The sequence below is a fragment of the Actinoplanes derwentensis genome (assembly GCF_900104725.1).
Lineage (GTDB): Bacteria > Actinomycetota > Actinomycetes > Mycobacteriales > Micromonosporaceae > Actinoplanes > Actinoplanes derwentensis.
In genome coordinates, this window is sequence record NZ_LT629758.1 from 972,135 (window position 1) to 992,265 (window position 20,131).

Sequence of the window (20,131 nt, forward strand, 5' to 3'; positions counted from 1 at the left end):
CAAGGTGGCAGCAGAGGCGTCCGCCAAGGTGGCAGCAGAGGCGTCCGCCAAGGTGGCAGCAGAGGCGTCCGCCAAGAGGACGGCAGCGAGGGTATCGACACCTGTCAATAGAACAGCGGTGTTGGCCGCCAAGAGGCAGGCCGCAGCGGCCGCCCGGCGGCAGGCGAAAGCGAAAGCGGCCGCACAGGAACAGGCGGATTCGGACGCCGCGGGAAAGGCGTTCCTCGGGCACGGCGCGGCAGCCGTCATCACCCTCGCCGCGGGGATCACCGCGGGGGTGTATGCCAGCCGGCTCACCGGTGTCGGGGCGCCGTTGGCCTCCTGGCGGCAGGTGCTGCCGCCCGACGGCCTGGTGATCATGGCGATCAGTGCGACCTGGATGCTGCTGGGTGCCCTGTTGCACACCCCGATCGCCGGGTGGCGAGGTGCCCGGGTAGCGGCCGGGTTCCGGGTCATCGCCTGGCTACTGGCGTACCACCTGGTGGTCGGGTTGCTGGCGATTCCGTTCGCCGACTTCGCCGGAGGTGACGACAGGGGCCTCTCCGACTACGGGTGGATGCTCCTCAGCCTGCTCTGGCTGCCGGCGCTGGCCACGGCGGCCGGCGTGTGGTTCATCGGTCCGGACGAGAAGGATCCGGAGGCACCGGACCTGGTCGGTAATTTCCGGGTTTTCACGTTCAACGTGCTGATGCTGTTGAGCTGGGCGCTCGGCTGGGTGTTCTTCTCCGGGATCCTGCTGGAGAACGCCGACCGTTACGCGTTGCCGCCCCTGATCCCGCCATGGAGCATGTCGATCGTGGCGGTCGGCTTCGTGGTCGGCCTGCCGTCAGTTCTGATCTATCTTCTCCGGCGTCGTTTCGTTGCGGTCCTGCTGTGGGATCAGATCAATCCGCGTCATCTGTTCCGGGCCGGCTTGGCGGTGCTGGTCGGCTCGCTGGTGGCTGCCCAGGTGACCAGGTTCGTGGATCCGGACGTGGTCCAGACCGTGGTGTTCGTGTTCCTGGTGTTCTTCTACACGGTGATTCTGCGTTATCTGCACCGGCGTTTCCCGCCGCCGGAGGACTGGGATCCGCTCCAGTAGCCCGTCGGCGTACACGTCCCGCAGTTGTAGGGGTTTCAGGTGGACGTAACCGATGTGGCAGTCGCACAGGTTGTTGACGCACGGCCGTGGTCGTAGCCCGGCGCGCCAGCTTCCGTCATACAGATTGCCGATCGGGGTCTTGATGAAGTGGCAGCGTCGGACCGTGCCGTCGCCGAGGACCGAGATGGCCGTCTCGCCGGCGTGGCAGGGGCGGCCGAGGGACGGGTGCGGCCGGACGCTGTCGCCGAAGAGTGGATCGATCGCGGTCCAGCGGGTTTCTTCCTCGGACGAGTAGACGTGCCCGTCGGCGGCGTTGATCCACAGGTAGACGCCGGGGGACAAGGCTTCCCGTAACGCCACCGCTTCCGTGTGATGTTCGGGCAGGCCGACGACGCCGACGGAGTAGCGGATGCCGAGGGCGTCGAGTTCTCGGCAGCGGGCCAGGAAGCGCTCCCGGGTGACCTGGCCCGGATGGTAGGTGGTCCACAGCGCCGCCACCCGCGGGTTCGCGTCGGCGAGCCAGCCGGTGCGGGCGGCCAGGTTGGTCTGGATCGCGACCCGGTCCACGTGCGGCAGGTGCGAGAGCCGGACGATGGTGTCCCGGTACCAGGACCGGGTCAGGCCCTCGCCCCACGGCGTGAACAGGATCGACAGCCGCCGGTCGGTGGTCTCGGTGACCCAGTCGGCGAATCGCGCGAGGTCGGCCCGGTCGGCCCGCAGCAGGTCCGGTGGGTCGACCCGTTTGGCGAACGGGCAGTAGGGACAGTCGTAGTTGCAGCTGGCGAGCGGCCCCCGATAGAGAACGTAGAGATCGGTCATCGGGCCACCCACGCCGTCATCGCCTCGCGCACCGAACCGGACACCAGCCACGGCCCGATGGCGTCGGACTGTGCCAGCCCGGCCGGGGTCAACACGGTCTGCGAAGCGTCCAGCCAGCCGCGCGACTCCAACTCGGCGAGCTGCGGAAAGTCCTCGTCGTGAGTGGTGCCGAAGCGCTGCCGGTAGGCGACCGCGTCCACGCCTTCGGCCCGCAGCAGCGACTTCAGCAGCCACCGCCGGCGCTGCTCGACCGCGTCCAGGTGGAAGCCGATCTCGGCGAACCGGAAGTCGTCGGCCGGCCGGGACAGATAGTCGTCGATCACCGCGCGGACCTCGGACACGGCGACCGCGTAGTCGAACGAGTAGTGCAGCGACGTCGTGTAGGAGCGGGCCCCGCATCCGAGCCCGATCATCCCGTCGTCCTGGCAGCAGTAGTCGGGGCCGTCCGGCTCGGGCGCGCCGGCCCGCCGGAACTGCCGCATCGAATGCCGCACGTAACCGGCGCCGGTGAGCACGTCGACGGCCTGCTGGTACAGCTCCTGGCGCTGCCGGTCCCAGTCGGCGCGGGCGTGGGCCCGCCGCCCCAGACCGGTCAGCGGTCGCACGTACAGCGGGTAGAGGTACAGCTCCTCGGGTTGCCAGCGCAGCGCCTCGTCCAGCGAGTGCTGCCAGCTGGCCGGGGTCTGCCCGTCGATGCCGTAGATCAGGTCGATGTTGAGCACCGGGATCCGCGCGTCCCGGATCGCCTGCAGCGCGTCGAGCACCTCGGGCAGCCGTTGTGGCCGCCCGGCGGCGTGGGCCTCGGCGTCGAGGAAGCTCTGCACGCCCATGCTGATCCGGGTGGTCCGGTGCTCGGCGAGGACGGCCAGCCGGTCGGGGGTGGCGGTCGCCGGGGACGTCTCCACCGACAGCGGCACCGCAGCGGCACCGAACGTGTCGTGCACGATGCCGAACAGCGTCTCCAACTCGGGTGCGGTCAGATAGGTGGGGGTGCCGCCGCCGATGGCGACGCGGGAGAAGACCGCGCCGGGGGAGAGGCTGTCCCGGACCGCCGAGGCCTGCCGGCGCAACTGCGTGAGGTACGCGGTGACCTGCTCCTCCGGCGGGTTGGCCCGGGTGAACAGGTTGCAGAACCCGCACCGCATCTCACAGAACGGCAGATGCACGTACCCGAAGAGCGAGTCCTGGTTTTCCGCACCCCACACGTCGGCGAGGGTGGGACGTGGTTCGAGGCGGCGGTAGGCGGTCTTGTGCGGGTAGGCGTACAGATAGCCCTGATAGGGAGAGTCGTCGAGGTTCATGGCGCTCCCAGGATGAAGTCGGCGTAGGGCACGGTCCACACGGCCTCGTGGGCGACCCGGTGGCCGATGTGACCGTCCTCGCCGTAAAGGGTGCCGTGGTCCGAGCAGATGATCACCAGGCAGGGCCGTCCACGGCCGCCGGCCAGGTCGAAGAGCCGCCCCATCTGCCTGTCGACGTATTCCAGGGCGGCGGCGTGGGTGGACAGGGAGTCCTCGGCGGCGCCCGGGACGTAGTGCCGGTTGGGCTGGTGCAGGGCGGCCACGTTGAGGAAGGTGAACAGCGGCCGGTCCGCGGGCAGCTCACCGATGATCTTCTCCAGGCGGTCGAGCTGAGCGCCCACGCAGTCCGGCGCGGTCACGCCGAACGCCCGCTCCCAGTGCGACTCGGCGAACATCCCCGGCAGCACCCGGCCCAGGGGAGCGGCCGGGTTGAAGAAGCCGACCCCGCCCAGGCAGACCGTGTGATAACCCTCGGCGGCCAGCGCGCCCGGCAGATCGGGATGATCGAAGACGTAGGTGCCGGGGCCGCTGGTCTCGCTGCCACCGAACCGCGCCGCGAACAGCCGCTCGTGCGGTCCCGGGGTCGTCGGGGTCGGGAGGAAACCCGCGAAGAAGGCATGATGAGCGGCGTACGTGAACGAAGCCGGAGTATGCCGCCGCTCCCACCTTCCACCGGGCAGCACCGAGCGCAGAACCGGAGTACCGGCCCTCGCCGCCACGTCGTAACGCAGCGTGTCCAGGGTGACGAACAGCAGGTCATGGGTGCCGATCAGCTCACGCATGCCGCCACCTGCGCGTCATAGGTGTCCTGCCCGTCGGCCAGCACCCCGGGAAGCAGGTCGCCGAACGCGTTCACCTCGGCGACCGCGTGCCCCCGCCACCCGGCCCGGAACATCAGATCCACCCCCACCTGCCCGGTACGGGGGAAACAGTCGGCCACGCGCTCACAGGTCGCCATCGCGGCGGCCCACTCCCGCTCCCCGGCGGCCGCCCGCACCGCGGCCACGTCACCACGGGCGTTGCCCAGGTGCAGGTTCGTCATCGGTGACCGGCTGGTGCGCACCACCACGTGCCGGGCCCGCCCGGCGATCACCACCACCCGCAGGTCGAGGACCCGGCCGACGAGCGCGGCTTTCGGGAACCACCGCTCCACGTGCAGCCCGTCCGGAGCCAGCCGGTCGACGATCGACGCGATGACCGGCTCGTCGTCGTACCGCCGAACTGCCAGGTTGTTGAAGAGTGACCCACCGCTGACCTCGACCGAGGTGACCGCGGTGACCCGCTTCCCGGCGATGGCGACCGCCATCACCCCGGAGGCCGACGAGCCGTGCGACGGCTTGACGAAGACGCGGCGCCAGCCGGAGGCCCGCAGCGCCGCCCAGCCGTCGATCGGGCCGAGCGCTTCCGGGACCGGCACACCGGCCGCCGACAGCAGCGCGTGGCAGCGTGGCTTGTCGGTCATGGTCAGGATGTCGGCGGGCCGGCTCAGCAGCCGGCCACCACCGGCCTCGATCCGGGCCAGCGCGGCCCGCAGGCCCGCGAACGCCGCCGCCCCGCCGACGATCTGCCCGTGCTCGGCGGCCCCCGCCGGGCGGCCGCTGCCCAGCTCCCGCAGCAGCCGGTCGACTTCGGCGTCCTCGCCGGGGGACTCGATGCGCACCAGCGTGCCCGGCCCCGGGACACGACCGCTGGTCAGCACGTCACGCCACGGGAAGATCTCCGGTGCCGGAAGACCGGCCCGCTCGACGGCGGCTCGGAACAGGGCGACCCGGCGGTTCTCAGGGTTGCCGACGACGGCGAGACGCACCTTACTCAGCCACCACCGTGTAGCGCCCGTACCGGCTCTCGTCCTGTGGGTCGGAGACGTCGACGGCCACCCCGGGCAGCTCGTCGACGACCCGCTGCGCCATCTCCTTGGTCATGAAGTGGTGGCTCAGGTCGAGCGAGGTCAGGTGGGTGAGTGGCTGCCCGGCCAGTAGCGACTCGGCACCCACGTCACCGAGCACCCCCAGCGACAGGGCGAGCGAGTCGAGCCGGGCGACCACCGGTGCCGCCGCGACGGCCGCCGCCAGCTCCTCGGCGATCTCCGAGTTGCACAGACCCAGGTGGGTGAGGGCCGGGAACGAACGGCCGGACAGGATCGGCGCCAGGTCGTCGGCGGTGATGTCGCCGCCGTAGTTGGCCACGCCCAGCCACAACTCCAGACGGGTGAGGTGGGGCAGGTCGCTGCCGACGATGCCCTCGAGCACCCCGGCGGGCAGGCCGCCGGTCTGGATGACCAGCTCGCGCAGGCCCTCGTGCCGCACCGGGCCGACCTGCAGGTTCTGCGAGCCGCGGATCCAGAGACGCTCCAGGGCCGGGAACGCGGTCAGCAGCGGGGTGAAGTCGCCCTGGTTGATCCAGGAGATCTCGCACTGCTCGGAGCTCATCTCGCCGAGGAACAGCGACCGCAGCCCGGTGAGCCGTGCGGCGTTGTCGATCAGCAGCTCGAAGGGGAACGCGTCGTCATAGGCGTCACCCCAGTCGCCGAAGATCAGCGCGGTCGGGCCGGCCGGCCCGGTGCGCTCCAGCACCCGCTCGAAGGCGGTCCGGAGATCTGCCTCGTCCGCCTCGAACTCCATCTCGATGCGCCACGCCACGGCCGTCGGCTCGGCCGGGAGGTCGTCGTCGTCCCAGGCCACGACGGGCAGACCCGCGAACTCCGTCAGAAAGTGGTAGATGGTCACCGGGACTCCCTTGGCCGCTTCGTGCAGTGCCGAGAAGCTAGCAGGACCCACCGACACTTTCGCGGCCATGCCGGGAAGAATGAACCTCACGGGTCCACCGCACGGCGTATGTCAGCCGAGCCCGGGGTGCTCTAATGTGCAACTCTGCAAAGGCGGACACCTGTAGGGTGACGAGTGACGTCGCCGTTACTTAAAGTTGAGGAACCGGCCGACCCCGGCAGATCCACGTTCATCAGCCGCCGAAGCATCGACTGCTGAACGCCGGAAGGGATGAGCTGTGAACGAGCCCGGTTCAGAATCGGGGTCGGCGTCCGCCGACATCGACGTTTCGCTGGTGCGTAACAGTGATGTGGACTGGGATTCCTTCGATTCGGACGCGTACTTCAGTTACAACTACGGCGAGTTACGACCCGATGATGCACAGATCATTCAGGTCGTCGCGAACCACTTCCAGGCGAGTCTGCGGGGCTCGGCACTGGGGCAGGCGATCGACGTCGGTGCGGGTGTCAATCTGTATCCCGCCATGGTGATGTTGCCGTACGCCGCCAGTGTGACGCTTGTCGAGCGGGCGTTCACCAACTGCGACTGGCTCACCACTGAGTTGAAGGGCCCCCGGCCCTCGTGGGGTCAGTTCTGGAAAGCGGTCTCCAGCGGTCGCGCCGCCTACCAGCTGATCCAGAAACCCGCCGATGTGCTGCAGGACCGGACGACGGTCGTACGAGGCAACATCTTTGATCTGAAGCCTGGTCTTTATGACCTCGGCACCATGTTCTTCGTCGCGGAGTCGATCACCACCCGGACCGATGAGTTCCGGCGTGCCGCCCGCCTGTTCGTCAACTCGCTGAAGCCCGGGGCGCCGTTCGCGGCCGCCTTCATGCGCGACTCGTCCGGCTACTTCGTGGCGGGCAAGCACTTCCCCGCCTGCTCGGTCAGTGATGCGGACGTGGAACGGGCTCTTGCGCCGTTCGCCCGCAACCTGAACATTGTGATGGTGGAGAGCAACGACCTCCGGGACGGCTACGGCGGGATGATGGTGGCCACCGGCAGGAAGAAGTAGCGCGACCAACACAGGCCCACGGACGGGTAGGTGACGGCGAAGCCATGCAGATCCAGCCACGTCAGCAGATCCTCGACATCTGGCGCGCGACCGCCCGTGTCTCACTCGACGACGGCGAGTGGTCGTCCCGCGGGCGCAACGGCGGCAATTCGATAAGTGACGCCGAGCAGTTGCTCTGTCTGATGTCGCCGGCCACCGAGATCCCACTGTTCCGTCTGGACCGGCCGGACGCCGTCGCCGACGACGCGCTGGAGGCGCTGCGGACCATCGGTGACAACCTGCAGATCCCGCAGCGGCTGTTGCAGGCCCTGTCGAGCTATGTGGAGCGGTATTCCGCCGCCGACGGCACCCCGTTGTTCTCCGGAGGCTCGTACTTCTCGATCGACGAGGACTCCGGGGACGCTGAGATCCAGCCGGAACAACTCGATCTCGACGTGGTGGACTCGTTCTCGATCTCGGTGACGCTGATGCTGGCGACCATCGGGTTCGCCCGGACCTTCCGCCAGGCGGTGACCCGGCCGGCGCTGCTGAAACAGGTCGACACGCTGGAGCGGGCGGCGAACGTCCGGCTGTCGGCGGCGATGGCCGGACTGCTGCGCAGTTTCGCCGTCAACGTCTTCACCGCCGACAGCCTGCCCGGCCGGGAGCTGCTGCGCACGGTCAACCAGGAACGGCGTCCCACCCATCAGGTGATCGACCAGTTGCGCGAGGCGCTGCGGGAGATCAACGCCCGGCTCCGTGACGACGTCACCATCGGCTCCGGCGCCTCGGAGAGCGAGCTGGACAATCCCAACCGGCTCTTCGAGTGCGGCTGGTCCTGGGGTGTGGTCCGGGACGCCCCCAAGATCGAGTCTCTGGCCACCATGGGCGAACAGCGCAGCGGGTACGCGCAGAACGCCCCGTACCTCTACTTCACCACCGTGGCGATGGACGCCATCCAGGCGCTCTCCTCGGAACGCACCCGGCTCCTCGGCCTTCTCGACGCCGAACAGTCCCGGCTCGCGCAGTCGCTGCAGCTGCGGTTCGAGCTGACCCGGTCGTACTGGGCGGCCATCGCCACCTTCGGGTCCGGCCGCTGGCCGTTGGAGGACCTGCCGTGGCGGGCCACCGACGGCATCGAGTTCGACTACTTCAGCCTCCTGGTCGGCGGCATCGTCATCCAGGACATGCAGGCCGACCGGGTGTCGAACACCGAGATGCGCCGGGTGGCCGACATCCTCGAGGAGATCGGCAACCGCAGCCGGATCACCCGCCGGTCCACCGAACCCGAGGCCGCCGTCAACGTGCACTTCCCGGGGCTGCGGTTCCCGCTGGAGGGCAGCGAGGACACCGGCGGCCCGCGACTGGCGTGGACCGTCGCCGACATCGCCCCCACTCTGCTGCGGCGCTCGCTCACGCTGGCCGGCATGGCCGACGACGGGGTGATCCGCAGCCGCCTGCTCGATCTCGCCGACGCGATCTGGGCCCACCTGCAGGACCGGGTACTGCGCGAGGGCGCCGACCACGGCCTCTGGGACCGCCCCGCGGGCGCCTACAAGTACCTGCCCGACGCGGCCTCCGAGGTGTCCTGGTACTACACGAAGCGGGTGGTCGACTGCCTGGTCGTGGTGGCGCGCCTGATCAACGACCCACCGTTGCGCAGCAGCCTGCTGACCCAGATGGCGGCCGACCTGCTCAACGAGGCCGATCACCTCTACGACCGGGAACTGCTCAACGGCACCACGGCGCGCGGGGGGACGTTGCGGATCGAGTTGGACCGCGTCGGCACCGAGCTGCGGCGGGCCAGGGCGGTACGGCGCGAACAGCCCGGGGTGGCCGTGGCGGTGACCGAGGAGGTGCTGCGCAAGCTGGACCGGCTCTCCGCGGCCCGTGAGGCCGACAGCGGGGTCGGCTGAGATGCTCGTCTTCGCGACCTCCGACAAGGGTGGCACCGGCCGCTCGGTGACCAGTGGAAACCTGGCCTACCGGCACGCGCTGCAGGGTTTCGACTCGTGTTACGTCGACTTCGACTTCGGCTCGCCGACCTCGGGGGCGATCTTCGATCTGCCCGAGGCGCTGGCCGGTGTCGAACAGGGCGGACTGCACGGCTATCTGGTCGGCGGTGGGCCCGATCCACGGCAGATCAACGTGTGGGCCGAGTCCCAGCGGGAGGCGCTGCGTGGCCGCCCGCCGGGCACCGGCCGGTTGACGCTGGTGCCGGGTGACGTGGGCGGCAGTGAGTTCAGTTCGGGGCCCGGCATCGTGGACCGGTGCGCCCGGCTGTTCCAGCGTCTCGACGAGGAGTACGACCTGATCCTGGTCGACCTGAGCGCCGGCCGTTCGTACGCGACGGAGATCGTGCTGGCCGCCACCGCCCTGCCGGCCCTGCGCGACGTGCCGGTCCGCTGGCTGGTCTTCCACCGGTGGACCCGGCAGCACATCGTGGCCGCCGGGGGACTGGTGCACGGCCGGCACGGCATCCTGGAGACCGGTGTCGGCCTCGGTCACGACCGGGCCGGGCTGACCAGCGCGATCCGGTACGTCCGGACCGCCGTCCTGGACCCGTCGGCACCCGATCAGGCCGGGCTGCGCCCCGAACAGCTGGCCTGGCTCGACGTGTGCAACCGGCGGCTGCAGGAACTGGCCTCCCGCAAGGGGGTCGGCCGGCTGAACATGATCGGTGAGGTGCCGCTCGACCCGGTGCTGCAGTGGCAGGAGCAGCTGATCTCCAACGACGACGTGTGGCTGCACCGGACCGCCAACGAGCGGACTGTCGCCGCCTTCGAGGAACTGTCCAAGAAGATCGTCGACGAGACCGCGTGGGTCGGCCTGTGACGACCGCGGACGATCTGGCCGCCGAACTCGGCACACCGGTCTCGGCGATTCGCTCGGTGGCGCTGTCGCACCTGTCGATCGAACTCGGCCACCTCTACATGAACGATTTCCTGGCGGGCGCGGACCGTCTGCGGCAGCAGTTCCGGCGGGTGGCCCCGTGGGCTCAGAGCGCTCGCAGGCAGACCGCGGACACGCTGCCCCGGGGGCGCCCGCGGATCAGCACCTGTTTCCTGATCGACGACTACTTCACCCGGTTCTCGACACCCCGGGAGGTGGTCGTCTCGCTGGTGGCCGCGGCCGCCGACGCCGGGCTGACGATCGACTACGTGGCCCGCGAGTCGGGTTGCGCCCGGGCCGGCACCGTGGAGGTGGCCCGGCTCGTGCAGGATCACCTGGTGGACGAGCCCGCCGAGGGTGCCAACGGGCGCCCGGCGGCCACCGTGTCCGGTTGGCTCAGCAACGGTCAGCGTTCACCGGTCGGGTCGGCGGCGGCGATGGGCGCGCCGCGGCAGTGGCAGCCGCCCCGGCAGAGCGCGGTCCAGAACCATTCGATCTTCGTGGACATCGAGCTGTGGAGCGGCCCGGACGACGACCGGTTGTGGTCGTGCCCGTTCCTGGCCGCGGTGTGGCAGTTGCAGCGGCTCGGCCTGGTGCGCCATCTCGGTGAGCCGGTCGCGGTGCCGGTGCCGATGGCGCCCGCCGACCTGCCGTCCGAGTGGGAGCTGATGCCGCCGATCGTCCGGCTCAACCCGGACGCGGCGCCGTTCCACGCGTACCGGACGTTTACCGCGATGGACGGCCGTTTCCTGCCGATCGAGATGTCGGTCCGGACGATCCTCGGCAACGTGGCGATCGACCCGGCGGCGGCCGGACAGGTCCGCGACCGGGCCCGTGGTGAGGGCCTCGACCTGCCGGAGGAGACCGTCGACCGGATCGGTTACGTGTTCGTCTGACCGTCGATCTCGCGGGAGACCTCCCACAGCTCGCGGAAGAGCTGGGTGTACTCCTTGACCCGTGCCTCGTTGAGGACCAGCCGGGTCTCGGCCACCTGCGCCAGGAGCGTCTCGGTGATGGTGGGCGTGGTCTCGTAGGCGAGGGTGTCGTCGAAGAGGATCAGGTCGCGGATCTGCACCTGCAGCGGGGTCGGCACCGCCGACCGGTGGAGCAGCCGCACGTCGATGGCCATCTGCCGCTGTTCCTCGTAGGCGCGGCGCACAGTGGGATCGTCCTGCATCTCCGGCCGGTCGAGGACGAAGATGCGCCGGACCCGCCGGCCGTCCCGGGCGGACCGCCGCTGCACGTCCAGGTAACGCTGACCGATCTCGCGGTCCCACAGGCCGTGGTCGACCGCGGCGATGCTGATCGCGTCGATGGTCTCGGTGGCGTGCCGGGTGAGGCCGAGCAGCCAGTCGCGGTCCTCGCCGTAGTAGGTGACCGTGCCGCTCTCGGCCAGTTGTTTGAGCAGGTCCGACGTCTCCTTGATCTTGGATTGGACGAACCGGTAGATGATCGGCGGCGAATCCGGGGAGATGTGCGTCGAGTTGCGCACCAACTGGGTGACCACATCGGTCTGCAACGCTGAGGCCTCGATCAGGCCGAACAGGGCGGTGGCCTCGCTGATCTCGGTGAACGCGTCACTGACCAGCTTCTTCATCTCGGCCATCCCCTCCTTCTCGAGCTTCTCCACGGCGGCCAGCCGCTTCTCGAACTTCACCAGGAATCGAACCATCAGCACGATGCCGCCGATCAGCACGGAGAGCATCACGCACGTCGACATCGGCTGGTCGAGCCCGTTGGTGATCAGGAAGGTGGTGCCGCCGGTTGCCACCGTGACCACCGCCGAGCGGATGATGCCGGAGCCCTGCCCGACCTGGTGCACGTCGACGCTCACCGGGGCATCGCCGCCGACAGGGCCGCCACCGCGCCGACCGCGAACTGGTCCCGGATCCGGTCGCGCAACAGCGCCCACTGGCGGGTGAAGGCCGCTCGCCGTTCCAGCGTCTCCCACAGTTGCCCGGCGAGTTCGCCACCCCGGCCGGCGGGCAGCCACAGGTGCAGCAGATAGTCGACGGCCGGGCGCAGGCGCCCCAGCGACTCGTCGCGGGGCAGGGCGCCGATCGCGGCCCGGTCGACGATGCCGATCACCGAGGTCAGCAGCCAGTCGTGCAGGGCCAGATCCTCGCCGAAGGCGACCAACAGCCGCGGCGGCGCTTCGGCGGGCAGGGTGACGCGCATGATTCGTAACTGGTCGTCGTGCACGGCGAAGCTCGGTGGCCCGGCGGTGTCACCCTGTTCGACCACGAACCGCAGCCGGGTGCGGGGCAGGCGCAGCCGCTCGCGGGACCGGCCGCCGGCCGGGACGGCGCTCTGCACCAGGTCGGACGCCAGCGCGGCGATCCCGCCGAGGTCGAGCGCGCCCGCCGCCCGGTCCGGCGCGGCGAACGCCTCGGTCAGTTCGGTGGGCTGGACCCGTCCCACCGCCTCGATCACGCCGAGCCGGGCCAGGTAGTGCGACCAGGGCTGCCGGGCACTGCCGGTCGCCCGGGTCAGAGTGGTCCAGGCGGTGCCCTGCACGATGTGACCGCCGGTGATCGCGGCCCGTTGCAGAACGGTGCCGATGCCCCGGACCTGGCGGGCGGGTGCGGGCGCGCCGAGCGGGCAATCGACGCCGACCGGGCGCTCGGGGGAGCGCACATAGGAGCGTGGTCGTTCCAGGCGCAGCACGGGCTCGCCGGCCACCAGATCGACAAGCGACGCGGCCTCCCGGGCGCTCATCGGGTCGCGGCCACGGAGCAGACCGGTGTGGACCTCACCTACGACGAGCACGTCAAGGACCCCCATCCGCGGTGGCGAGGGAGGCCGGGAAGACGCACTGTGCGGCGCGTCCCCCGTGCGCCGCATCACGCCGGCCGTTCGATTGGAACCCAAGGATTCCGAGATTGCAACACCTTGGGTGATCATTGGATTGCTTTGAGTAATCGCATCTAGCATTCATCGTCGTAAGCGACAAGGTCGGGGCGTGAAAAGCCGCAGTCGCCGGAGAATTTCCCGGGCGCCCCGGTCCCCTCATCGATCGCCGTTAACGTCAGAAGGTGACCACTCGCCCTCTTGTGCTCATTGTCGGCGCCGGTGTCTCCGGTCTGACCACCGCGGTGCGCCTGGCCGAGAGAAAGCTCGGCGTCCGGGTGCGCATCCGTGCCGAGCAGGAGCCATGGGCGAGCAGCTCGGCCGCGGCCGGGGCGATCTGGGACCCGATCTACGCCAAGCACGCCCGCGTCGAGCACTGGGCCTCCCGCTCGTACGCGGTCTTCAGTGAACTCGCCCGCAGCGGATTCCCGGGTGTGCGGGTGATCGACGGTGTGGAGGCCTCCCGGGTGCCGATCCCGACCCCGGGGTGGGCACTCGACCTGCCCGGATATCGCGACTGCCGGCCGGCCGAGCTGCCGGTCGGCTTCGCGAGCGGCTGGCGGTACACCGCCCCGATCATCGACATGCCGCCCTACCTGAGTGAACTGCAGGCCCGGCTGACCGCCGCCGGTGGTGAGCTGATCTTCGGGGAGCGGCTGGGCGGTCTGGGCGACGCGTTCGCCGACGCCGCCATCGTGATCAACTGCAGTGGGGTGGGCGCGCGGGAACTGGTGCCCGATCCCGAGGTGCAGCCGATCCGGGGGCAGTTGGTCGCGGTGCGCAACCCGGGCCTGCGGGAGTTCTTCGCGGAGCACACCGACGAACTCGGCGAGATGACGTACTTCCTGCCGCAGGGCGACGTGCTGCTGCTGGGCGGCAGTGCCGAGAAGGGCGAGGCCGAGCCACTGGCCGACACCCAGATCGCCGCGGCCATCGTACGGCGGTGTGTCGAGATCTTCCCGGTCATCGGCGGCGCCGACATCCTCGGCCACCGGACCGGCATCCGGCCCTGGCGCTCCGAGGTCCGGCTCGAGCACGAGGACCTCGGCGACCGGCACCTCGTGCACAACTACGGGCACGGCGGCGCCGGGGTGAGCCTGTCCTGGGGGTGTGCCGACGACGTGGCGGACCTGGTGCAGGGCATCCTGGAGGGAGACGCCTGAGGCACGCCGAGGAGAGCACATGAGCACGAGGTTCGCCCTGGTCCGGAAACCGGCCGAGACGCTCGCCGACGGGATCGTCACGTTCGTCGAGCGGCAGCCCGTCGACCTGGCGCTGGCCCGGCGGCAGTGGGTGGCCTATGTCGCCGCGCTGGAGGCCAACGGCTGGCCGGCGGTCGAGGTCGACGCCGACGACACGCTGCCGGACTCGGTGTTCGTCGAGGACACCGTGATCATGTTCGGGTCCGTCGCCGTGCTGGCCAATCCGTCGCGGGCGGCCCGCAGCCCGGAGGTCGCCGGGACCGCGCGGAAACTGAGGGAGCTGGGCTTCGAGCCGGTCGCCCTGACCGAGGGGCACCTGGACGGCGGGGACGTGCTGAAGGTGGGCCGGACCGTCTATGTCGGGCTGGGCGGCACCACCGACCAGGCCGCCATCGACCAGTTGCAGCGGGTCCTCGGGCCGCACGGCTGGACCGTCGTGGCGGTGCCGATCACGAAGGCGCTGCACCTCAAGAGCGCGCTGACCGCTCTCCCGGACCAGACGATCATCGGTTACGGACCTCTGGTCGACGACCCGTCCATCTTCCCCTCCTTTCTCGAGGTGCCGGAGGAGTCGGGCGCCCACGTGGTGGTCCTCGACGAGGACACCGTGCTGATGAGCGACGGTGCGCCGCAGAGCAGATCCATCTTCGAGGCGCGCGGCCTGCGAGTGGTGCCGGTGGATATCAGTGAGTACGAGAAGCTCGAAGGATGCGTGACCTGCCTGTCGGTCCGCGTACGCCAATAGTTTGACCGATATCGATCATAAAGTTATCCCCACCTGGGAGGAGAGGCCTTGACAGGGCAAACTTAAGCCGCTTAATAATGGCGCCGTCGATTGATCCGACGGAGGGAATCCCCGATGCCCCACCTTCGTCGCGCAGCCGCACTGGTTGCCGTGACCCTCATCCTCGCCGCCTGCTCCGATTCCGGCACCGGTAAGGCCGCCGACAGCACCATCACCATCTTCAACGGTGCCAACGGCACGATCGTGGAGAACTGGAACCCGTTCTCCCCGACCCAGCTGCAGCCCGCCCAGGGCCCGATCTACGAGGCTCTGTACTGGTACAACGTGGCCACCGAGGCGGCTCCCCAGCCGATGCTCGGCACCGATTACGGCTGGAACGCCGACGGCACCGAGCTGACCATCACCACCCGTGAGGGCGTGCAGTGGTCGGACGGGCAGCCGTTCTCGGCCAAGGACGTGGCGTTCACGTTCGACCTGATCAAACGGAACAAGGCGATCAACGCGACCGGCCTGACCCTGACCGGTTCGGTGGCCAAGGACGACAAGACCGCCGTGCTCACCTTCGCGAAGAAGTCGTTCACCAACGAGGCCGCCATCATCGGCCATACGCCGATCATTCCCGAGCACGTCTGGAGCACGATCGGCGACCCGGCGAAGACGATCAACCAGAACCCGGTCGGCACCGGCCCGTTCAAACTGAAGTCGTTCTCGTCGCAGAGCTACCTGCTGGAGAAGAACCCGAACTACTGGCAGCCCGGCAAACCGAAAATCCAGAACGTCCGGTACCTCTCGCTGGCCACCGCCGACGCCGCCAGCGCCGCCCTCACCGCCGGTCAGGTCGACTGGATGAGCAGCTTCCTGCCCGGTCTGGAGCAACTGCTGCAGAACCACAAGGAGCTCTCGTACGTGAACACGCCCGTGCTCACGGCCTCGATCTTCACGTGCGCCAATGCCGCACTCGGCTGTTCCGGGCCACAGACCGAGACCGCCGTCCGACAGGCGATCTATCACGCTCTGAACCGGGACCAGCTCAACAAACTGGCCGGCGGCGGATTCGCCGGCACCGCGTCACCGACGTTGCTGCTGCCCGAGCGGGACCGGAAATGGATTTCCGATCCGTCGCAGGTGACCATTCCCGGCACCCCGGACGTGGCCCGGGCGAATCAGATCCTCGACGACGCGGGATGGGTCAGGGGCGGCGACGGTATCCGTACCAAAGAGGGTCAGAAATTGACTTTGACCGTCCAGTCCGTCACCGGCTGGAGCGATTTCATCTCACTCAACGACGCGATGGCCCAGCAGCTCAAAGAAGTCGGCATCGAACTGAAACCGACCCAGCTGTCCTGGAACGAATGGAACAACAATCAGGTGCAGGGCCGATATCAGCTCTCGCTGGACTCGATCGGGCTCGGCGCGAACGCCAACCCGTATCACACCTACCAGCCGAAATACGCCACGGTGACCACCGCGAAAGTCGGCGAGACGGCCAGCACCAGCGGAAACTACTCCCGGTACAGCAACCCGGTGGTCGACCGGGCGGTCGAGATCGCGGCCGGCACCAACGACGAGGCCGTGCAACAGGAGCAGTACACGATCATCCAGAAGGAGATCACCCGCGACCTGCCGTACATCCCGATCTACGTGAACTCGCTGCTCACCGAATTCAACACCAGCCGCGCCACCGGCTGGCCCACCGACGAGAACAAATACGCCCTGCCCGCCTCCTGGAAAGTCTGGGACAACGGCATCGTGCTGGCCACCATCGAGCCGGTTGAATAGCGTGTACCACCTGCTCCGCAAACTCGGGTTCTACCTGATCGCGTTCTGGGCGGCGGTCACCGTCAACTTCGCCATCCCGCGGCTGATGCCCGGTGACCCGGTCGAGATCATGCTGTCCAAACTCGGACAGAAGGGCCCGGTGACACCGGAGACCCGGCAGGCCGTCGAGGCGCTGCTCGGCACCGGGACCAGCCGGCCGGTGTGGTCGCAGTACAGCGACTACCTGGCCGGTCTGGCCCGCGGTGACCTGGGCGTCTCGGTGGTGTTCTTCCCAGCCCCGGTCAGCACGATCATCGGGCAGACCCTGCCCTGGACGATCGGGCTGATCGGGCTGGCCACCGTGATCAGTTTCCTGACCGGCGTGGGCCTGGGCACCCTGGCCGGCTGGAAACGCGGCTCGTGGCTGGACAACCTGATCCCGGTCACCACGATGTTCCAGTCGGTGCCGTACTTCTGGCTGGCCCTGATCCTGCTCTTCCTGCTCGGCAGCGTCTGGCCGTTCTTCCCGCTCAACGGCGGTTACGACGTCTACAACGTCACGCCCGGCTGGAACGGGCCGTTCCTCGGATCAGTGCTCTACTACGGCACCCTGCCCGCGCTCACCATCATCATCTCGTCGATCGGCGGGTGGATGCTCGGCATGCGCAACATGATGGTCGCCACCCTCTCCGAGGACTACATGCTCACCGCCGAGGCGAAAGGGCTGCGCCCCGGACGGATCATGCGGCGGTACGCGGCCCGTAACGCCGTACTCCCGTCGGTCTCCGGTTTCGCCATCTCGCTGGGTTTCGTGGTCGCCGGGTCGATCGTCACCGAGGCGGTCTTCTCCTACCCCGGCATCGGCTCGGCCCTGCTCCAGGCGGTCGGCGGCAACGACTACGCGCTCATGCAGGGCATCTTCCTGATCATCACGCTGGCGGTGCTCGGCGCGAACCTGCTCGTCGACCTGCTCTACTCGGTGATCGATCCCCGCACCCGGGCCACGTCATGAGCGGCAAACTCACCGCCGGGCTGATTCTCGGCGCGCCGATCGTGATCTTCGGGCTGATCGGCCCGCTGCTCGTGCAGGACCCGTCCCGGGTCGGCGACATCGGCCTGGCCGGCCCCAGCGGCGGGCACCTGCTCGGCACCACCCAAACCGGACAAGACATTCTAGCCCAATTGGCGTACGCCACCCGAGGCTCACTGATCGTCGGCGCCATCGTCGGCGTCCTCACGCTGCTGCTGTCCGGGTTCTTCGGCATCGTCGGCGCCTACGCCGGCGGCTGGACCGACGAAGCGTTCTCCCTGTTCACCAACGTCATGCTGGTCATCCCCGGCCTGCCACTGGTCATCGTGATCTCCACCTACCTGCCGGAACGCAGCCTGGTCCTGGTCTCGATCGTGCTCGCCATCACCAGCTGGGCCGGCGCCGCCCGAGTCCTGCGCGGCTCCACCCTCAGCCTGCGCAACCGTGACTACGTGCGGGCCAGCCGGGTCGCCGGGGAGAAACGCTGGCGGATCCTGCTCGTCGAGATCCTGCCCAACCTGATCCCACTGCTGGCCGCCCAGGTGGTCTTCGCGATCATCTTCGCGATCCTCGGCGAGGCCGGGCTCTCCTACCTCGGACTGGGCGCCACCGGCTCGTTCACCTGGGGAACCATGCTCTACTACGCGCAGAACGGCCTCGCCCTGCGACTCGGCGCGTGGTGGTGGTTCGTACCGCCGGGCCTGCTCCTCGCCCTTTTCGGCGCCGCCCTCGCGCTGATCAACTTCTCGATCGACGAGATCATCAACCCACGGCTGCGCGATCAGACCCGGGCCGCCCGCCGGGGCTGGCGGATGTCACGCGAGCAGCTGCGCAAGGCCAAGGAGGCGACGCTGTGAGCGAACCGGTGCTGTCCGTCGAGGACTTCAGCGTCGACTACCTCGTCGACCCCGTGGTGCACGCCGTCAAGAACGTCACCTTCAGCCTGGCGCGGGGCGAGGTCCTCGGACTGGCGGGGGAGAGCGGCTGCGGCAAGAGCACCCTGGCGTACGGGATGGTCCGCCTGCTGAAACCCCCGGCGGCCGTCACCTCGGGGCGGGTGGTGGCCGGTGACGTGGACTGGGGATCGCTCGGGCCGGAGGAGTTGCGGGCGGCGCGCTGGGACCGGATCTCGATGGTGTTCCAGGGGGCGATGAACTCGCTCAACCCGGTGATCACGATCCGTGAGCAGCTCGAAGACGTCTACCTGACGCACCGGCCCCGGATGAGCCGCCGGGAACGCCGGGACCGCTGCGGTGAGCTGCTGGAACGGGTCGGGGTGGACCGGGCCCGGTTGCGGTCCTATCCGCATGAGCTGTCCGGCGGGATGCGGCAGCGGGTGATGATCGCGATGGCGATGGCCCTGGAACCAGCGGTCATGATCATGGACGAGCCGACGACCGCGCTCGACGTCGTGGTGCAGCGCGACATCCTGCGGGAGATCAGCCGGTTGCGCGACGAGCTGGGGTTCGCGGTCCTGTTCATCACCCACGACCTGCCGCTGCTGCTGGAGATCAGTGATCGGATCGCGGTGATGAAGGACGGCTCGATCGTCGAACTCGCCTCCGCTTCCGGGTTGTACACCGATCCACAGCACCCGTATACACAACAGTTGCTGGCGGCATTCCCCAGTCTGACCGGCTCGCGTGGGGCGTTCCTGCGGGCGGCGTCATGAGCGAGCTGGTCGCCCAAGGGCTGACCAAGGTCTATCGGGGTGGGATCCGGGCGGTCGACGACGTCAGTCTCACCCTGGCTCATGGGCGGACCACGGCACTCGTCGGGCAGAGCGGCAGCGGCAAGTCGACCATCGCCAATCTGCTGCTTCAGCTCGAACGGCCCAGTGCTGGGCGGATCCTGCTCGACGGGGTGCCGGTCAGGCGCCGGGGGCTGAAGCAGTATCGGCGTACCGTTCAGATGGTCTTTCAGGATCCGTTCGCTTCGTTGAATCCGTTTCACACGGTGGCGCATCATTTGGCTCGGCCGCTTAACCTGCACAATCCTCGGCTAGCCGTAGCTGAGACAGGTAATCGGGTGGCTCGGCTGCTCGAACGGGTCCACCTGGACCCCGCCCTGGCCGGCCGCCGCCCGCACGAACTCTCCGGCGGCCAGCGCCAGCGTGTCGCCATCGCCCGCGCGCTGGCCCCGTCACCGAGCTTCCTGATCGCCGACGAGCCGGTCTCCATGCTGGACGTCTCGATCCGCCTCGGCATCCTCAACCTGCTGGCCACCCTGCAACGCGAGGAGGACCTGGGCGTCCTCTACATCACCCACGACCTGGCCACCGCCCGGCACTTCTCCGACGACATCCTGGTCATGTACCAGGGCCGCATCGTCGAACGGGGCCCCGCCGACGACGTGATCCTGAGGCCTCGGCACGAATACACGAAAACCCTGGCCGACGCGTCGCCGGACCCGGAGCGCCGCCTCCGGTCCAGCCCTTCTCCGGAACGCTGAGCGCGATCCGGTCCAGCCCTTCTCCGGAACGCTGAGCGCGGCTCGATCCGGTTGCGGCGCCGACGAGTGTGACGCCTAACCGCAAGATGCGGTGGGCCGAGTCGCTTGCGGATGCGAGCGGCACCGGTCACCAACGAAGGCGTAGCGCCCGCAGCGGTCACCAACTGGTGATCTTCCTGGCGATTCGCACCGACAACGTGAAGCCCAGCATAGGACGCGCGCTGGTCTTCCCCTCCATCC

General features: G+C 68.9%; 18 protein-coding genes. 11 read left to right on the forward strand and 7 right to left on the reverse strand.

The window, feature by feature from the left end; all coding sequences use genetic code 11:
• Window positions 1-826: 826 nt before the first annotated feature.
• The 5 genes from BLU81_RS04330 to BLU81_RS04350 are packed head-to-tail and all read right to left on the reverse strand — an operon-like array spanning window position 827 to window position 6,017.
• Window positions 827-1,900, reverse strand: a complete 1,074-nt coding sequence (locus BLU81_RS04330) for an STM4011 family radical SAM protein (RefSeq protein WP_231954146.1) — start codon at window positions 1,898-1,900, stop codon at window positions 827-829.
• Window positions 1,897-3,201, reverse strand: a complete 1,305-nt coding sequence (locus BLU81_RS04335; protein ID WP_092541818.1) for an STM4012 family radical SAM protein — start codon at window positions 3,199-3,201, stop codon at window positions 1,897-1,899. The genes BLU81_RS04330 and BLU81_RS04335 overlap by 4 nt, the downstream gene beginning before the upstream one ends.
• Window positions 3,198-3,983, reverse strand: a complete 786-nt coding sequence (locus BLU81_RS04340; protein WP_092541820.1) for an STM4013/SEN3800 family hydrolase — start codon at window positions 3,981-3,983, stop codon at window positions 3,198-3,200. The genes BLU81_RS04335 and BLU81_RS04340 overlap by 4 nt, the downstream gene beginning before the upstream one ends.
• Window positions 3,971-5,008: an STM4014 family protein gene (locus BLU81_RS04345; RefSeq protein ID WP_172890492.1), complete on the reverse strand. Its 1,038-nt coding sequence runs from the start codon at window positions 5,006-5,008 to the stop codon at window positions 3,971-3,973. The genes BLU81_RS04340 and BLU81_RS04345 overlap by 13 nt, the downstream gene beginning before the upstream one ends.
• Before the next feature lies 1 nt (window position 5,009).
• Window positions 5,010-6,017, reverse strand: coding sequence for an STM4015 family protein (locus BLU81_RS04350; protein ID WP_231954150.1), 1,008 nt, complete (start codon window positions 6,015-6,017; stop codon window positions 5,010-5,012).
• Between the two features lie 244 nt (window positions 6,018-6,261).
• Between BLU81_RS04350 and BLU81_RS04355 the strand changes: the two genes are divergently transcribed.
• The 4 genes from BLU81_RS04355 to BLU81_RS04370 are packed head-to-tail and all read left to right on the forward strand — an operon-like array spanning window position 6,262 to window position 10,751.
• Window positions 6,262-6,984 (forward strand): SCO2525 family SAM-dependent methyltransferase, encoded by a 723-nt coding sequence (locus BLU81_RS04355; RefSeq protein ID WP_157751219.1) that lies wholly within the window; start codon window positions 6,262-6,264, stop codon window positions 6,982-6,984.
• A gap of 44 nt (window positions 6,985-7,028) precedes the next feature.
• On the forward strand, window positions 7,029-8,879 hold the full coding sequence (locus tag BLU81_RS04360) for an SCO2524 family protein (protein ID WP_092541828.1): 1,851 nt from the start codon (window positions 7,029-7,031) through the stop codon (window positions 8,877-8,879).
• A gap of 1 nt (window position 8,880) precedes the next feature.
• Complete coding sequence (locus BLU81_RS04365) at window positions 8,881-9,798, forward strand: SCO2523 family variant P-loop protein (RefSeq protein WP_092541830.1); 918 nt, start codon at window positions 8,881-8,883, stop codon at window positions 9,796-9,798.
• Window positions 9,795-10,751, forward strand: a complete 957-nt coding sequence (locus tag BLU81_RS04370) for an SCO2522 family protein (protein WP_172890493.1) — start codon at window positions 9,795-9,797, stop codon at window positions 10,749-10,751. The genes BLU81_RS04365 and BLU81_RS04370 overlap by 4 nt, the downstream gene beginning before the upstream one ends.
• Here the strand turns inward: BLU81_RS04370 and BLU81_RS04375 are convergent.
• Window positions 10,736-11,689 carry a DUF6879 family protein gene (locus tag BLU81_RS04375; protein ID WP_092541832.1) on the reverse strand — a complete coding sequence of 318 codons (954 nt, stop codon included), beginning with the start codon at window positions 11,687-11,689 and terminating at the stop codon, window positions 10,736-10,738. The two genes, BLU81_RS04370 and BLU81_RS04375, sit on opposite strands and share 16 nt — an antisense overlap.
• A complete protein-coding gene (locus BLU81_RS04380) occupies window positions 11,686-12,624 on the reverse strand; it encodes an SCO2521 family protein (RefSeq protein ID WP_092556580.1) in 939 nt (312 codons plus the stop codon). Before BLU81_RS04380 ends, BLU81_RS04375 begins: the two co-directional genes overlap by 4 nt.
• A 266-nt stretch (window positions 12,625-12,890) precedes the next feature.
• On the opposite strand from BLU81_RS04380, the gene BLU81_RS04385 reads away from it, so the two are divergent.
• The 7 genes from BLU81_RS04385 to BLU81_RS04415 all read left to right on the forward strand — a co-directional run bounded on the left by BLU81_RS04385 (window position 12,891) and on the right by BLU81_RS04415 (window position 19,891).
• Entirely contained in the window at window positions 12,891-13,868 is a 978-nt protein-coding gene (locus BLU81_RS04385) for an FAD-dependent oxidoreductase (RefSeq protein ID WP_092541834.1), read from the forward strand.
• Window positions 13,869-13,887: 19 nt separating this feature from the next.
• Complete coding sequence (gene ddaH, locus BLU81_RS04390) at window positions 13,888-14,652, forward strand: dimethylargininase (protein WP_092541836.1); 765 nt, start codon at window positions 13,888-13,890, stop codon at window positions 14,650-14,652.
• Window positions 14,653-14,802: 150 nt separating this feature from the next.
• Window positions 14,803-16,431, forward strand: coding sequence for an ABC transporter substrate-binding protein (locus BLU81_RS04395; protein WP_231954153.1), 1,629 nt, complete (start codon window positions 14,803-14,805; stop codon window positions 16,429-16,431).
• A gap of 1 nt (window position 16,432) precedes the next feature.
• Complete coding sequence (locus BLU81_RS04400; RefSeq protein WP_092541840.1) at window positions 16,433-17,422, forward strand: ABC transporter permease; 990 nt, start codon at window positions 16,433-16,435, stop codon at window positions 17,420-17,422.
• Complete coding sequence (locus tag BLU81_RS04405; RefSeq protein ID WP_092541842.1) at window positions 17,419-18,297, forward strand: ABC transporter permease; 879 nt, start codon at window positions 17,419-17,421, stop codon at window positions 18,295-18,297. The genes BLU81_RS04400 and BLU81_RS04405 overlap by 4 nt, the downstream gene beginning before the upstream one ends.
• Window positions 18,294-19,112 (forward strand): ABC transporter ATP-binding protein, encoded by an 819-nt coding sequence (locus BLU81_RS04410; RefSeq protein WP_092541844.1) that lies wholly within the window; start codon window positions 18,294-18,296, stop codon window positions 19,110-19,112. Before BLU81_RS04405 ends, BLU81_RS04410 begins: the two co-directional genes overlap by 4 nt.
• Complete coding sequence (locus BLU81_RS04415; RefSeq protein ID WP_092541846.1) at window positions 19,109-19,891, forward strand: ABC transporter ATP-binding protein; 783 nt, start codon at window positions 19,109-19,111, stop codon at window positions 19,889-19,891. The genes BLU81_RS04410 and BLU81_RS04415 overlap by 4 nt, the downstream gene beginning before the upstream one ends.
• Window positions 19,892-20,131 lie beyond the last annotated feature (240 nt).